The 12,878-nt window shown below is 73.3% G+C and carries 13 protein-coding genes and 1 pseudogene; 2 read left to right on the top strand and 12 right to left on the bottom strand.

The annotated features are described in order from the left end of the window. Nucleotides 1-23 precede the first annotated feature (23 nt). The 9 genes from ACH4F2_RS07730 to ACH4F2_RS07690 form a co-directional block, all read right to left on the bottom strand. A complete protein-coding gene (locus ACH4F2_RS07730; protein WP_398131784.1) occupies nt 24-335 on the bottom strand; it encodes a hypothetical protein in 312 nt (103 codons plus the stop codon). 51 nt (nt 336-386) lie between these two features. Continuing rightward, on the bottom strand, nt 387-1,040 hold the full coding sequence (locus tag ACH4F2_RS07725) for a TetR/AcrR family transcriptional regulator (protein WP_398131783.1): 654 nt from the start codon (nt 1,038-1,040) through the stop codon (nt 387-389). Between the two features lie 35 nt (nt 1,041-1,075). Next, nucleotides 1,076-2,014, bottom strand: a complete 939-nt coding sequence (locus ACH4F2_RS07720; protein ID WP_398131782.1) for a diiron oxygenase — start codon at nt 2,012-2,014, stop codon at nt 1,076-1,078. A 410-nt stretch (nt 2,015-2,424) separates the two neighbouring features. Beyond that, entirely contained in the window at nt 2,425-2,928 is a 504-nt protein-coding gene (locus ACH4F2_RS07715) for a DUF3291 domain-containing protein (protein ID WP_398131781.1), read from the bottom strand. 45 nt (nt 2,929-2,973) lie between these two features. Beyond that, complete coding sequence (locus ACH4F2_RS07710; RefSeq protein WP_398131780.1) at nt 2,974-4,431, bottom strand: penicillin-binding transpeptidase domain-containing protein; 1,458 nt, start codon at nt 4,429-4,431, stop codon at nt 2,974-2,976. 16 nt (nt 4,432-4,447) lie between these two features. Continuing rightward, nucleotides 4,448-5,830 (bottom strand): FtsW/RodA/SpoVE family cell cycle protein, encoded by a 1,383-nt coding sequence (locus ACH4F2_RS07705; protein ID WP_398131779.1) that lies wholly within the window; start codon nt 5,828-5,830, stop codon nt 4,448-4,450. Between the two features lie 43 nt (nt 5,831-5,873). Further along, complete coding sequence (locus tag ACH4F2_RS07700) at nt 5,874-6,374, bottom strand: SH3 domain-containing protein (protein ID WP_398131778.1); 501 nt, start codon at nt 6,372-6,374, stop codon at nt 5,874-5,876. Between the two features lie 119 nt (nt 6,375-6,493). Next, entirely contained in the window at nt 6,494-7,738 is a 1,245-nt protein-coding gene (locus ACH4F2_RS07695; protein ID WP_398131777.1) for an ATP-binding protein, read from the bottom strand. Then, complete coding sequence (locus ACH4F2_RS07690; protein WP_398131776.1) at nt 7,735-8,568, bottom strand: hypothetical protein; 834 nt, start codon at nt 8,566-8,568, stop codon at nt 7,735-7,737. The genes ACH4F2_RS07695 and ACH4F2_RS07690 overlap by 4 nt, the downstream gene beginning before the upstream one ends. A 169-nt stretch (nt 8,569-8,737) precedes the next feature. On the opposite strand from ACH4F2_RS07690, the pseudogene ACH4F2_RS07685 reads away from it, so the two are divergent. Then, nucleotides 8,738-9,158: pseudogene (locus tag ACH4F2_RS07685) on the top strand (NERD domain-containing protein); the annotation flags it as partial. A 53-nt stretch (nt 9,159-9,211) separates the two neighbouring features. Here ACH4F2_RS07685 and ligD read toward each other — a convergent pair. Further along, the gene (ligD, locus tag ACH4F2_RS07680) at nt 9,212-10,093 is read right to left on the bottom strand and encodes a non-homologous end-joining DNA ligase (RefSeq protein ID WP_398131775.1); all 882 of its coding nucleotides are present in this window, start codon (nt 10,091-10,093) and stop codon (nt 9,212-9,214) included. Nucleotides 10,094-10,171: 78 nt separating this feature from the next. On the opposite strand from ligD, the gene ACH4F2_RS07675 reads away from it, so the two are divergent. Further along, nucleotides 10,172-11,401: a Ku protein gene (locus tag ACH4F2_RS07675; protein WP_398131774.1), complete on the top strand. Its 1,230-nt coding sequence runs from the start codon at nt 10,172-10,174 to the stop codon at nt 11,399-11,401. A gap of 45 nt (nt 11,402-11,446) precedes the next feature. On the opposite strand, the gene ACH4F2_RS07670 is transcribed toward ACH4F2_RS07675, so the two are convergent. Beyond that, nucleotides 11,447-11,965, bottom strand: coding sequence for a hypothetical protein (locus ACH4F2_RS07670; protein ID WP_398131773.1), 519 nt, complete (start codon nt 11,963-11,965; stop codon nt 11,447-11,449). 187 nt (nt 11,966-12,152) lie between these two features. Next, nucleotides 12,153-12,713, bottom strand: a complete 561-nt coding sequence (locus tag ACH4F2_RS07665) for a nitroreductase family deazaflavin-dependent oxidoreductase (RefSeq protein ID WP_398131772.1) — start codon at nt 12,711-12,713, stop codon at nt 12,153-12,155. Between the last annotated feature and the right edge of the window lie 165 nt (nt 12,714-12,878).

The raw sequence follows: 12,878 nt of genomic DNA, 5'->3' as shown, positions 1-12,878 counted from the left end.
GTGCGCGGTTCGGCGCAACGGGGTCACCCGTGGGCGTCGTCCGGTTTGCCACCCGGCGTGGCGTCTGGATCGGCGTCCGGCTTGGACCAGGGCCACTTCCGGGCGGAGCTCTTGCGGCCCTCGGGGTCGTACGCGTACTTCCAGCGGGCGAGCCGCAACCCGCCCCGGGAGTCCCGGGGCACCCGCCGGTACACGAGCACGGTGGGCGGGCCGCCGTCCGGATCCGGTACGGGGATGCGGTAGGTCTTCGGCGGGTGCCCGGTCATCCCGACCAGCACGGGCAGCACCCGCCCGTCCATGGGGCCGCCCTCGAAGGGGGTGTCTTCGCTCTTCACGGCACCAGTGTCAGCGATCCGCGCGCCGGTGTCAGAGCTCGCGCGCCGGTGTCAGATGTCCGCCGCCAGCGCCTCGACCAGCACCGCGGTCTGCGGGTCGCGGCGGGCGGTGACCGTCAGTACGGCGAGGAACTGCTCCACGAGCCAGTCCCGCAGCTCGTCGAGGGGCGGCTGCTTGTCCTCGTCCAGCCAGATCAGCGAGGCCGCCTCCACCGCCGTGATCCACATCCGTACGGTCATCCGCAGCCGGGGACCGGGTTCGGTGACGTCCAGGTGGCTCATGATGTGGTCGGCGGCGGCCCGGCGTACGCCGTCCACGATGGACGAGGTCCGGGAGGTCTCGGCCACGCTGCCGCCGCGCAGCAGGGCGCTGAAGCCGGTGTCGTGCTGGTCGACGAAGGCGAGATAGCGGTCCAGGGCCCGGGACAGCCGGGCCAGCAGCGGCCCCTCGCGGGGCTCGTCGAAGCACAGCCGCAGCTCGTCGGCTGCCGACCTGAGCGCGGCCTCGTACAGCTGCTGCTTGCCGCCCGGGAAGTACCGGTACACCAGTGGCCGCGAGACCCCGGCCTGCTCGGCCACGTCGTCCAGGGAGACCTCCTCCGGCGGCCGGTGCGCGAAGAGGGCGAGCGCCGCGCCGAGCAACTGGACGCGGCGCTCCTCGACGCTGAGCCGGCGGTAGGCGGGGGTGGAGGCCTGCGGGGTCATGACCGCAGCCTAATCGGCGCGGCCCCGTCCGGCGGCTACGCCAGCAGCCCCGACGACTTCCACAGCCGCCGCCCGACACCCCGCAGCACGCCGATGTCGTCCAGGAAGTCGGTGAGGCGCTTCGAGCCGGTCTGCATGATCTCGCGGCGGTGGCCGCTGGCCTTGACCTCGGCCAGGGCCTCACGCTTGTCCAGGCCGACGTTCGTGTACACCTCGGGGTTGATGAAGGCGACGGAGAAGACGCGGGCGAACTCGCCGGAGGTGATCCGGGTGAACTCCTGCGACCACTTGGGCGCCGTCACCATCTGGCGGCGCAACTCCTCACGGGCGTAGCGCACGTGCCGGGCCTCCTCCACGACGTGGATGCGCGTGACGCCCCGGATCAGTGGCTGGATCCGCTCGTCGGGGAAGGTCAGCCGCTGCATCCAGTCCAGGACCTCCTCGCCGAGCAGCGTGGCGGTGAAGGAGCCGGGCGTGGTGGAGATCGTCTTGAACAGGCGCCCCAGATGCTGGTGCATGGGGCTCACCGGGTACCACGGCGTCTCGCCGCGCGATATGAGCCGGGCGAACATCTTCGAGTGCCGGCACTCGTCCTCGATCTCGGTCAGCGCGTAGCGCACGTGCGCGCTCGTCGCCGACTTGTCGTAGATGTGTCTCACCAGCAGCTGCATAAGGATCAGCTCGAACCAGATGCCGAGCGAGGCGAGCGCGGCGGCCTCGTGCCCGGAGAGCAGGATGCGCTGCTCCTCGCTCATCCGCTTCCACATCGGGGTGTCGTACAGCGACACCAGCTCCGGTGGCCAGAACCACTTGCCGTCCTCGAACGGCGCGTCCCAGTCCAGCTCCTTGTCCGGGTCGAAGGAGTGCTTGGCGGAAGAGGCGAGCAGCCGCTCGGCCACCTGCTCCCGGTCCTTGAGCAGGCCGAGCGCGTCGCGCAGGCCGTCGAGCGCGTCGGCTTCCGTCAGGGTCGTCATGGTTGTCCCACCTCGTCGAACGGTCCAGTTACCCGCGGTTACTCTCACTCGCTCCGTCTTATGAGACTGCGTGTCAGTAAGCTCGTCAAGCCCTTGGGCGGGACTTGTTCACCGGGAGTAAAGGCGGGGTGGGCGTCAAGGCGCTTGGTGTGGGGTCACCCGATGGAGCGCCGCATTGGCGTTCGCTCCGAGTGGCCCCGTCCGCCGGAGGGTGGCTGGCGGACGACCTCGACGAGCTACCCCACCTGCCTCCGCTTACGGAGCTGCTCGACGGAAGTCTGTCTTCGTGGGTCCGCGGACCAGTTCCGTACGCGCACGGTCAGTCTGCTGGACCGGGTCCTCTGCGAGCAGGCGCCGGACGATCTCGAGGTCCACCGGGAATTCACGGTGACGCTCAACGACCGCCGCCGCTAGACCGAGCAGCCCAGCCCCTCCGGAACCGCACCCGTCACCGGCACCGACGCCCCCGCCGGGAACGAGGTCCGCAGCGTGAAGGCGTACGGGGTCGGCCCGTGCGTCCGCAGGTGCAGCAGCCGCGACTCCGCCTCCGCGACCGTCGGCCGGTGCCCCGCCGGGACCCACCACAGGGTCGTGACCGCCTCCGCGAGCCGCTCGAAGAAGTCCCGGCGCCGCGCCAGCATCTCCCGGTGCAGCCCCTGGTACATGAACGCCGTCAGGGCGTCCGCGTCCCGCCACACCGTCAGGTTGACGATCAGCCAGTCGTCGCCGAAGAACGGCACGTCCGTCGCGTTGCCCGAGTCGCTCTGCAGCCGCCACACGAAGCCCTCGGCGGCATCCGCCGCGGCGTTCACCGGGTCGAGGGCGTCCACGAAGTCCTTCAACTGCGGGGAGTCCAGCGGGGCCTTGAGGCGGGCGATGTTGACCTGGGCGAGTTCGTATGCGGCATCAGTCATGTACCGAACGTTAGGTCGGGCCGTCCGCGTCGGGGTACCCCTGTCTCACGACGTGAGCACCGCCTCCATCACCTCACGCGCGATCGGCGCCGCCAGTCCGCTGCCGCTGACGTCCTCGCGGTCCGACGCCGAGCCCTCGACCACCACCGCGACCGCCACCTTCGGCTCCAGGTCGTCGTCGCCCTGCGCCCAGGAGACGAACCAGGCGTACGGCGTGCCCGAGTTGCCGACGCCGTGCTGGGCGGTGCCGGTCTTGCCGCCGACGGTGGCGCCGCGGATCGCGGCGTTCGCGCCGGTGCCGTTCTCCACCACGCCGGTCATCAGCTCCTTCAGCAGCGCGGCCGTCTTCGGCCGCATCGCCTCCCGGGAGGGCCGTGACCCCGCCGTCGCCACCAGGCTGCCGCCCGCCCGCAGGGTCCGTTCCACCAGGAACGGCGACCGCACCTGTCCGCCGTTGGCCACCGCCGCCGCCACCATCGCCATCTGCAGTGGAGTCGCCCGCGTGTTGTACTGCCCGATCGACGACAGCCCGAGCTGCGCCCGGTCCACCGACGTGTCGAAGGTGCTCCGCGAGACGGCGAAGGGGACGCGCAGCTTGGCGTCGTTGAAGCCGAAGGCCTCCGCCGAGGCCGCCATGTCCGTCACGCCCACGTCGACGCCGAGCTTGGCGAACACCGTGTTGCAGGACCACTCGAACGCCTCGCGCAGTGTGGCGTCCCGGCAGTCGTCGGCCTCGTTCGTCAGCCGGGTCCGGGTCCCGGGCAGCGTGTACGGGTCGGGGGAGCGGGTCGGCGCGTCGAGGTCCCGGACCGCGCCCGCGTCCAGTGCCGCCGCCGCGGTGACCACCTTGAAGGTCGAGCCCGGCGGGTAGGTCCGGCGTACGGCCCGGTTGAGCATCGGCCGGTCCGGGTCGCCGTTCAGCCGGTCCCAGGTCCGGGTGGCGGCCGCGCTGTTCCCGGACAGCTGCTGGGGGTCGTACGACGGGGTGGAGACCAGCGCCAGGATGCGCCCGGTGGACGGCTCGATCGCGGCCACCGCCCCCTTGCGCCGGCCGAGCCCCTCGAACGCGGCCCGCTGTGCGGCCCCGTTGATCGTCGTCACGACGTCGCCGCCCGGGTTGTGGGTGCCCGTGACGTCGTTCCAGAGGGGGAGCGGCGCGAGCAGCGGGTCGGCACCGGACAGGAGGCCGTCCTCGGCGTGCTCCAGCAGCGTCGTCCCGTAGGCCTGCGAGGCGAAGCCGGTGATCGGCGCGTACATCGGCCCGTCCAGGTACGTCCTCTCGAAGCGCAGGTGCTCCCCGGTGTCCCGGGAGCCGGTGACCGGCTCGCCGCCGACCAGGATGTCGCCGCGCGGCTGCTGGTAGCGGGCGATGTCCGGGCGGCGGTTGGCCGGGTTGTCGTCGTACTCCGGGGCCTGGACGATCTGCACCCGGGCCGCGTTCACCAGCAGGGCGACCAGCAGCAGGGCGCAGAAGGCGGCGGCGTGCCGGATGTGCCGGGTCACCGCAGCTCCCCGGCTCTCACGGTGCCGCCCGCCCGTCGGCCTGGCCGGCCTGGCTGCGGGCCGCGTGGCTGACCCGGATCAGCAGCGCCACGATCGCCCAGTTGGTGACGACCGAGGAGCCGCCCTGCGCCAGGAACGGCATCGCCATGCCGGTCAGCGGGATCAGCCCGGTCACCCCGCCCGCGATGACGAACACCTGGAGCGCCACGATCGAGGAGAGGCCGACCGCGAGCAGCCGGCCGAACGGATCGCGCGCGGCGAGGCTCGCCCGGTAGCCGCGCTCCACCAGCAGCCCGTACAGCAGGAAGATCGCGGTCAGTCCGAGGAAGCCCAGCTCCTCCCCGGCCGTCGCCAGGATGAAGTCGGACTTGACGGCGAAGCCGATCAGGACCGAGTGCCCGAGGCCGAGGCCCGTGCCGGTCACGCCGCCCGCCGCGAAGGCGAACAGCGACTGGGCCAGCTGGCCCGGCCCCTGCCCGGCCTCGATCGACGCGAAGGGCCGCAGCCAGTCCTCCACCCTGCTGTGCACGTGCGGCTCCAGCCAGCCCACGGCGACCGCGCCCAGCGACGCGAGCAGCAGGCCGACGGCGATCCAGCCGGTGCGGCCGGTGGCGACGTAGAGCAGGACGACGAACAGGCCGAAGAACAGCAGCGAGGTGCCGAGGTCGCGCTCCAGGACCAGGACGCCGACGCTGACCAGCCACACCGCCACGATCGGGCCGAGGACGCGGCCGGTGGGCAGCTGGAGCCGCCACACGCGGCGGCCCGCGTACGCCAGCGCGCTGCGGTTCGCGGCCAGGTAGGCGGCGAAGAAGACCGCGAGGAGCACCTTCGCGAACTCGCCGGGCTGGATGGAGAAGCCCTCGACCCGGATCCAGATGCGGGCGCCGTTCACGGCCGGGAAGAAGATCGGCACGGTGAGCAGGACGAGCGCGGCGGCGACGCACACGTAGGCGTAGCGCTGGAGCACGCGGTGGTCGCGCAGCAGCAGGACGACGACGATGAACAGTCCGACGCCCAGCGTCGACCACACCAGCTGGGTGGGGGCCGCCCGGTCGCCCGGCGTCTCCAGGTCGAGCCGGTAGATCAGCACCAGGCCGAGGCCGTTGAGCAGCACGCCGATGGGCAGCGGCAGGGGGTCGGCGTACGGGGCGCGCAGCCGTACCGCCAGATGGGCGAGGAGCGCGAGCACGCCGAGCCCGGCGCCGTAACCGGCGGCGCCGGGCGGGAGGGTGCCGTGCTGGGCGAGACCGACGTTGCAGTACCCGAACACCGACAGCAGGACGGCCACGAGGATGAGCGCGAGTTCGATGCCGCGGCGCCGGGGGAGACGGGCGACGGGAGCGGGCGTGTCCGCCTGTGCCACGGTGATTCCGGTTCCGGTTCCGGCCTTGGTCATGTCCGGAACTTACCCAAATGGTGTGGTGTGGGGGTCGTTCACATCAGCACCAGCGCGGCGCGGGACCGATGTTGTCGATGTAGCGGGCCGCGCCCCAGGCCCAGGTGCCGTCCGTGAGGAGGTACCAGAGGGGGTTCCCCTTCACCTTGTCGCCGGGGGTCTTGCAGTAGATGTGGACGGTCTCGCCCCGGTGGGCGTACCGGATGACGTGCGAGCCGTGGGCCGGTGAGGTGCGCAGGGCGAGCCGGTCGGCCGTGACGACGCCCCGGTAGCGGCCCTGCTCCTGGCGGCCGCCGTTCCCGCCGCCGCCGCCGCCGTTGCCGCCGCCGCCGTTGCCGCCGTTGCCGCCACCACCGTTCCCGCCGCCGTTGCCGCCGGAAGGGTCGGCGGTGGCGCTGCCGGAGCCGGAGTCCCCGCCGCCCCACTCGTCGTTCGCGACGGCGGGCGTGACGGCGACGGCGGTGGCGAGTGCGCCGACGGCGACGGCGGTGGCCAGGCCGCGCAGGAGTGGTGAACGCGGGGAGCGTGCGGACAGCAGGGGCATGGGAGTTCCTCCCGGGAACGAACGGGTCTTCAGGTGACTAACCGCCACATTAGGAGCGCCCGGTGCGGACCGCCCGCCGCACTGCGCCATCGGGGAACCGGCCGGTCCGCTGCGGCCGGTCAGGGCTGCTGAGGCAGGGACAGGGTCGCCAGGGCCCCGCCGTCCGGCGGATTCGTGAACTCCAGCCGTGCGCCGAGCACCTCCGCCTGACCCAGGGCGATGGTCAGCCCGAGCCCGTGCCCCTTCGATCCGCCCTCGGTGCGGAACCGCTGCGGCCCGTGGGCGAGGAGGTACTCCGGATAGCCGTCCCCGTGGTCCCGTACGGTGATCACCGGCCCGTCCACGGTCAGCACCACCGGCGCCCGCCCGTGCCGGTGGGCGTTCGCGACCAGGTTGCCGAGCACCCGCTCCAGCCGCCGCCGGTCCGTCTCCACGCGCGCGTCCCGTACGACGTCCACGCGCGTGTCGGTGCCGGAGCCCCGGACGACCCGCCCGGCCAGCGCGCCCAGCGCCTCCGGGTCCACCTCCAGCCGCTCCCGCCCGCTCTCCAGCCGGGAGATCTCCAGCAGGTCCTCGGTGAGCGTGCGCAGGGCCGCCACCCGGTCCTGGACCAGTTCGGTCGGGCGGCCCGGCGGCAGCAGCTCGGCCGCCGCGTGCAGGCCGGTGAGCGGGGTGCGCAGCTCGTGCGCCACGTCCGCGGTGAACCGCTGCTCGGCGAGCAGCTTGCCCTGCAGGGACGACGCCATGGAGTCCAGCGCTGCGGCGACCGAGGCCACCTCGTCCTGCGGGCGCGTCGGATCCTGCGCACGGGGATCGCCGACCCGCGCGTCGAGGTCGCCCGCGCTGATCCGCCGGGCCACCCGCGCCGTCGTGTGCAGCCGCCGCGTCACCCGCGTCACGGCGAAGGCGCCCACCAGCAGCGTCGCCCCGATCGCCAGCGCCGACGACCACACGATCGCGCCGTCCAGGCCGTCGATGGTGCGCTGTCCCTGCGTGTGGTCGACCCGCACCGCGAGGGCCCGGCCGCCCGCGGCGGGGCCCGCCGCCCACATCGTGGGGTGCCCGTCGTGCTCGGTGGCCATCGTGCCGCGCCGGCCCGACACGGCCAGCTCCCGCAGCCGCTCCGGCAGCCCCGGCGGATCGACGCCTGCGCCCCGCCGCAGCGGGTCCCCGGCCTCGTACGCCTTGGTCGCCTCCCCCAGCCGGGACAGGGCGACGTCGCGTGCCTGGCCCACCGTCTGGTTGGTCACCGAGACGTGCACCAGGACGCCGAGCAGCGCGGCGAGCGCACAGCACATCACGGTGATGAAGACGGCGGCCTTCACCGCGAGCGGGCCTGCCCAGCGGGGGAGGGCGAGTCTCACCGGGCACTCGCCGAGGGCGACGCGTACCGGGCCGCCGACGGGGAGGCGGAGGCGGAGGCGGACGGGGACGGGGGCCGGGGCGAGGAGGCGGACGGGGACGGACGCTCCGTGTGCTTCCCGCCGTCGTCCGTGCGCAGCATCTCGTCGCTCGTGAGGAGCATGGCCCGCTGGTCGGGGTCCCACGTCCACTGCAGCCGGTACTCGTAGCCCGCGACCTCCGACGGCGACCGGACGATCACCGCCCGCCCGGCCAGCTCGACCGCGCTCACGGCGTCGTCGTAGGACATGACCCGCACGAGCCGGTCCTTCTCCACCGTGTAGACGCGCACGGCGGTCAGCTTCTCGGGCAGCAGCCGGAAGCCCAGGGTCATCTCCGGGCGCCCGTCGCCGGTCAGGTCGCGGTAGTACGGCCTGAGCACCGGGCACCGGCCGCCCTGGCCGTCGGCACTGCCGGCTCCGGCCGCACCGCAGTCCGCCATCCGGCGGGCCGTCTCCCGGTACGGCGCCCCGTCCCCCTCGTAGTCGTCCGGGTGCGCGGTGATCTCCGCCCGTACGGCGGCCACCGGATCCGCCTCGCGGATGTCGCCGCCGGGCGCGGTGACGCCCTTGACGACCTCGTTGTCCACCTCGCCGATGTCGTAGGCCGGACTCGACGCCGGCGTCAGGTCGGGCCAGAGCCGGGCCGGGCTCTGCGCGGCCGGTGTCGCGCCCGCGCTCCGCAGCCCGCCCGAGTCACCGCAGGCGGCCAGCGCCCCGGCCGCCGCGGTCGCCAGGAGCAGCGTGAGGGCGGCGTGGGCGCGGGCGGGGCGCCCACGGCGGCTCGGGAGCACTGCACTCCTGGGGTTCGGTGATCGTCACTGGTGGCCTGCACGGACTGCTATGGACTACTGCGGACTGCTACGGACTGATGGAGACCGTACGGGCGTCCATTTTGCCCGTGTGTCGGCACACTGGGCCACCGAACACCCGTCCGGTTCTTCACGCCTGCGGGAGGAGGGCCGACTGGACGGCGCCGGCCGGCACACCCTGCACTCCGTCCCGCTGCCCGGCGGCGACCGCGTCCACCACCTGGTGATCGGCCCGGCGGCCTCTACGCCGTCCACGCGCTGCCCGCCCGCAGGCAGCGCGTCCACATCACCGAGCCCCTGGTCGCGCTGGGCCGTCGTGAACCGTTCCCCCCGCTGCGCCGGGTCCGCGCCGACGCCGACCGGGCCTCCTGCGCCCTGACGGCCGAGGTGCACCCCGTCCTCGTCATCGTCGGCCCGGCGCACGTGGCCGTCACGGCGCGCCCCGCTCGGTCCGCGTCCTCACCGACGAGGAGTTGCCGGACCTCGCCCGCCCGGGCGGGACGCTCAGGCCGGCGGACGTGGAGGCCCGGCACGCCATGGCCCGGGACCGAGCCACCTGGGCGTGCGTCTGAGAGCCCGGGAGGGCCCGGGCGGTCACGGGCCCCGGGTGGAGGACCGTCGCGGATCAGGGCAGGGCCGCCGCACGCCGCCGGTCGAACAGCGGCGCCAGCAGGTCGCCGTGGTCCCGCACTCGCGGCCCGACGTCCTCGGCCCGGAAGACGAACTGCTCCGCCCGCCGGCACCCGGCCACCTCGTCCCACGTCACCGGCGTGGAGACCGCCGGATCGGAGCGGGCCCGCATCGTGTACGGAGTGGCCGTGGTCTTGCGGGCGGCGTTCTGGCTCCAGTCGACGAACACCTTCCCCGGCCGCAGGCTGCGCGTCATCCGGTGCACCACGAGCCTCGGCAGGGCCCGCTCCGCCTCCACGGCGAGCGCCTTCGCGTACTCCGACACCCGCTCCGACGACGACCCCCGCACCCCCGCCAGCAGATGCAGCCCCTTCGCCCCGGACGTCTTGGCGTACGCCTCGATCCCGTCCGCCGCCAGCCGTTCCCGCAGCCACAGCGCGACCTCGCAGCAGTGCGTGACGGTCGCGGGCGGCCCGGGGTCGAGGTCGAACACCAGCCGGTCGGCCTCGTCGGGGTCGTCCGCGGTCCACTGATGCGTGTGGAACTCGGTCACCAGGTTCGCCGCCCACATCAGGCTCGCCAGGTCCTGGACCAGCACCATCCGCGCCGGTCCCTCCGACCGGGGCACCTCGGCCGTGGTGACCCAGTCGGGCGTACCCGGCGGCACGTTCTTGGTGAAGAACACCTGGCCGTCCGGGCCGTCCGGGTACCTCAGGAAGGAGACCGGACGGTCGCGCAGGTGCGGCAGCAGCACCTCGGCGACCGTCGCGTAGTAGTGCAGCAGCTCGCCCTTGGTGAGGCCGGTCGCGGGATACAGCACCTTGTCCAGGTTGCTGAGGGCGACCCGTCGCCCCTCCACCTCAGTGATAGGCGCCATACCATGAGAATCTCATGAAATACGGACAAACCGCCCGGCGGTCGTCCGGTGGCCGACCGACAGGAAAGGGTGCTGCACGTGCGATCCATCTGGAACGGCGCGGTCTCCTTCGGTTTGGTCAGCATCCCGGTCAAGCTGATGAACGCGACCGAGAGCCATGCGGTCTCCTTCCGCCAGATCCACACGGAGGACGGCGGCCGGATCCGCTACCGCAAGGTATGCGAGCTGGAGGACCGGGAGGTCGGCCAGGACGAGATCGGCAAGGCCTACGAGGACGCCGACGGCTCGATGATCCCGATCACCGACGAGGACCTGGCCCAGCTGCCGGTCCCGACCGCGCGGACGATCGAGATCGTGGCCTTCGTGCCGGAGGAGCGCGTCGATCCGCTCCAGATGGGTTCCGCGTACTACCTCGCGGCGAGCGGTGCCCCCGCCGCCAAGCCGTACACGCTGCTGCGCGAGGCGCTGGGGCGCAGCAACCGGGTCGCCATCGCCAAGTTCGCGCTGCGGGGCCGTGAGCGCCTCGGCATGCTCCGGGTCACCGGCGACGCCATCGCGATGCACTCCCTGCTCTGGCCGGACGAGGTGCGCGCCCCCGAGGGCATCGCCCACGACGCCGGTGTCACCGTCCGGGACCGGGAGCTGGACCTCGCCGACGCCCTGATGGACACGCTCGGTGAGATCGACCTGGACGATCTGCACGACGAGTACCGCGAGGCCCTGGAGGAGGTCATCGCCGCGAAGGCCGCCGGGGAAGCGCCCCCCGCGACTCCGGAGGCGGCGCCGCCCGGGAAGGTGCTGGACCTGATGGCCGCGCTGGAGAACAGCGTGCGGGCGGCGCGGCAGTCCCGGGGCGGGGAAGAAGGGGCCGGACCGGCCGAGGAGGCCGAGGCCGAGGTCAGGACCCTGCCGCGGCGCGGGACGTCGTCCCGGCGGACGCCCAAGGAGACGGGCGGCAAGAAGTCGACGTCGACGGCGGCGAAGAAGACGGCCGCGAAGAAGACGTCCGCGAGGAAGACATCTGTGAAGGAGCCGGCCGCGAAGGAGCCGGCCGCGCAGAAGGCACAGGCGCGGAAGACGGAGACACGGAAGACGGAGACACGGAAGACGGGGACGCAGGCGGCAGAGAGGCAGCAGCCGGAGACGCGGAAGACGGAGACGCGGAAGACGGAGACGCGGAAGACGGAGGCGAAGAAGGCGACGGCCTCCGCCACCGGGAAGCCGGCGACGAAGTCCGCCCGGTCCGCGAAGAGTTCCGCGCCGAAGAGCACCGCCAGGAAGGCGGCGTCCCGCACGCGCAGCGCCTGACGCCTTCCGGGACGGGAACCGCGGGAGCGGCGCGCCGGCGAGCGGTCAGCCGATCGTCCAGGGGGAGGCCGACGTCCGGGGGACGGCGGACGGGGCGGGTTCGAAGACCGCGGGGCTCGCGGAACCGGACGCCGTCGGCGCGAGGGAGGCCGCTGTCGGCAGGAGCGGACTCTCCTCCAGGTGCCGTCCGATCGTGTCGGCCGGTTCGCCGCCCGGGGCGCCGGGCCCGGTGGACAACTGCGACCACGCGGTCAGGGCGAGGGCGACCGCGGCGGCGGTGCCGACCACCCGGCCGACCCGCCGGACCCGGGCGCGGCCGCCCAGCTCGCGCCAGGCCGGGCCGGTCCACGGATCCTCCGGCTGCCACGGCTCGCCGACCACGTCGCAGGGTGGCCCGGGCGGCCATCCGGGAGTCCGCTCGCGCGCGGCGGGCTCTCTGGGGGCGGAGGCGCGGATGGCGCGCTCGTCGTCCTCCAGGAACTGCCGCCAGACGTACTCCGGAACGGCAGGCGTACGGTCCGGCTCGTCCGGCGTGGCGCCGCTGCCCGGCCCGGAAGCGGTCATGGTCCCGCTCTTCCTCTCTTCTTCTCTTCCTCGGCCCGTACGGCTTCTCTTCCTCCGGCCTGTACGGCGGCCGGGCGGGAGTGCCGGCGGACCGCGGCCCTCGGGCGGATCATTGCACAGTGCAAAAAGTGATCGCCAGGGTCCCCGGCCGCTCTCCTCCGCCCGCCACCGACCCGGCGGCCGCTGGTCAAGGCCGGCGGTCTCCGAAGGCCGCGACGAGCCGCACGAAGGGAATGGCCCGTCCGGCCTCGCGGAACGACGCCTCGCCGCCGTCCACCGCCAATCCCATGAACGCGCAGAGCCGCCGGGCCGTTCCCGGATGCCGCCGGGCGTACTCCGCCATGATCCCGGCGCCGTCTTCGGCGGTCAGGAAGTGGGCGGTGACGGCGTGGTGGCGGTTGCCGAACTGGATGACCGTCTTGGGCTGCTGACGCAGGTTCCGGTACCAGTCCGCCCGCGGACCGAAGCCTGAGGCGACGGTCCAACTCTGCCCGGGCGGCTCGGCGCAGCCGTACTCGAAAGAGCCGTACTCGCCGGAGCCGGTCTCACAGGAGTCGTGGGCGACCACTTCGAGGACCACCCGGCGGTCCCGGCCGCTGATCCGGCCGACGTGGTGCAGCAGGAGCAGCCGCTTCCCGAAGAGCGGCCCGAGTCCCGCGCGGAAGAGGAGGATCGGCAGGCGTGCGGCGGTGCGCCACCGGCCGGCGGGCCGCCGGGGCCGACGGGATGTGATGTCCGTGCGTGCCATTGGCACCCTCCGGGTTCGGGGTTCGGGCTCTCGCGGGCGACCGGTGCAGGTCCGGGGCGGGAACCGCCTTCCGCTTCCACCTTTGCACAGGGGAAAGATGGTTGGGCAGTGGTCGCCGTTCCGTTCGCGCCGGTCCGGTTGCCGGGGCCGGCTCCCTTGTTCCGG

Origin of the sequence: Streptomyces sp. NPDC017890 (assembly GCF_044328675.1) — a bacterium.
GTDB lineage: Bacteria > Actinomycetota > Actinomycetes > Streptomycetales > Streptomycetaceae > Streptomyces.
The sequence above is the reverse complement of the archived record's forward strand: the minus strand, read 5'-3'. Positions and strand labels throughout refer to the sequence as shown.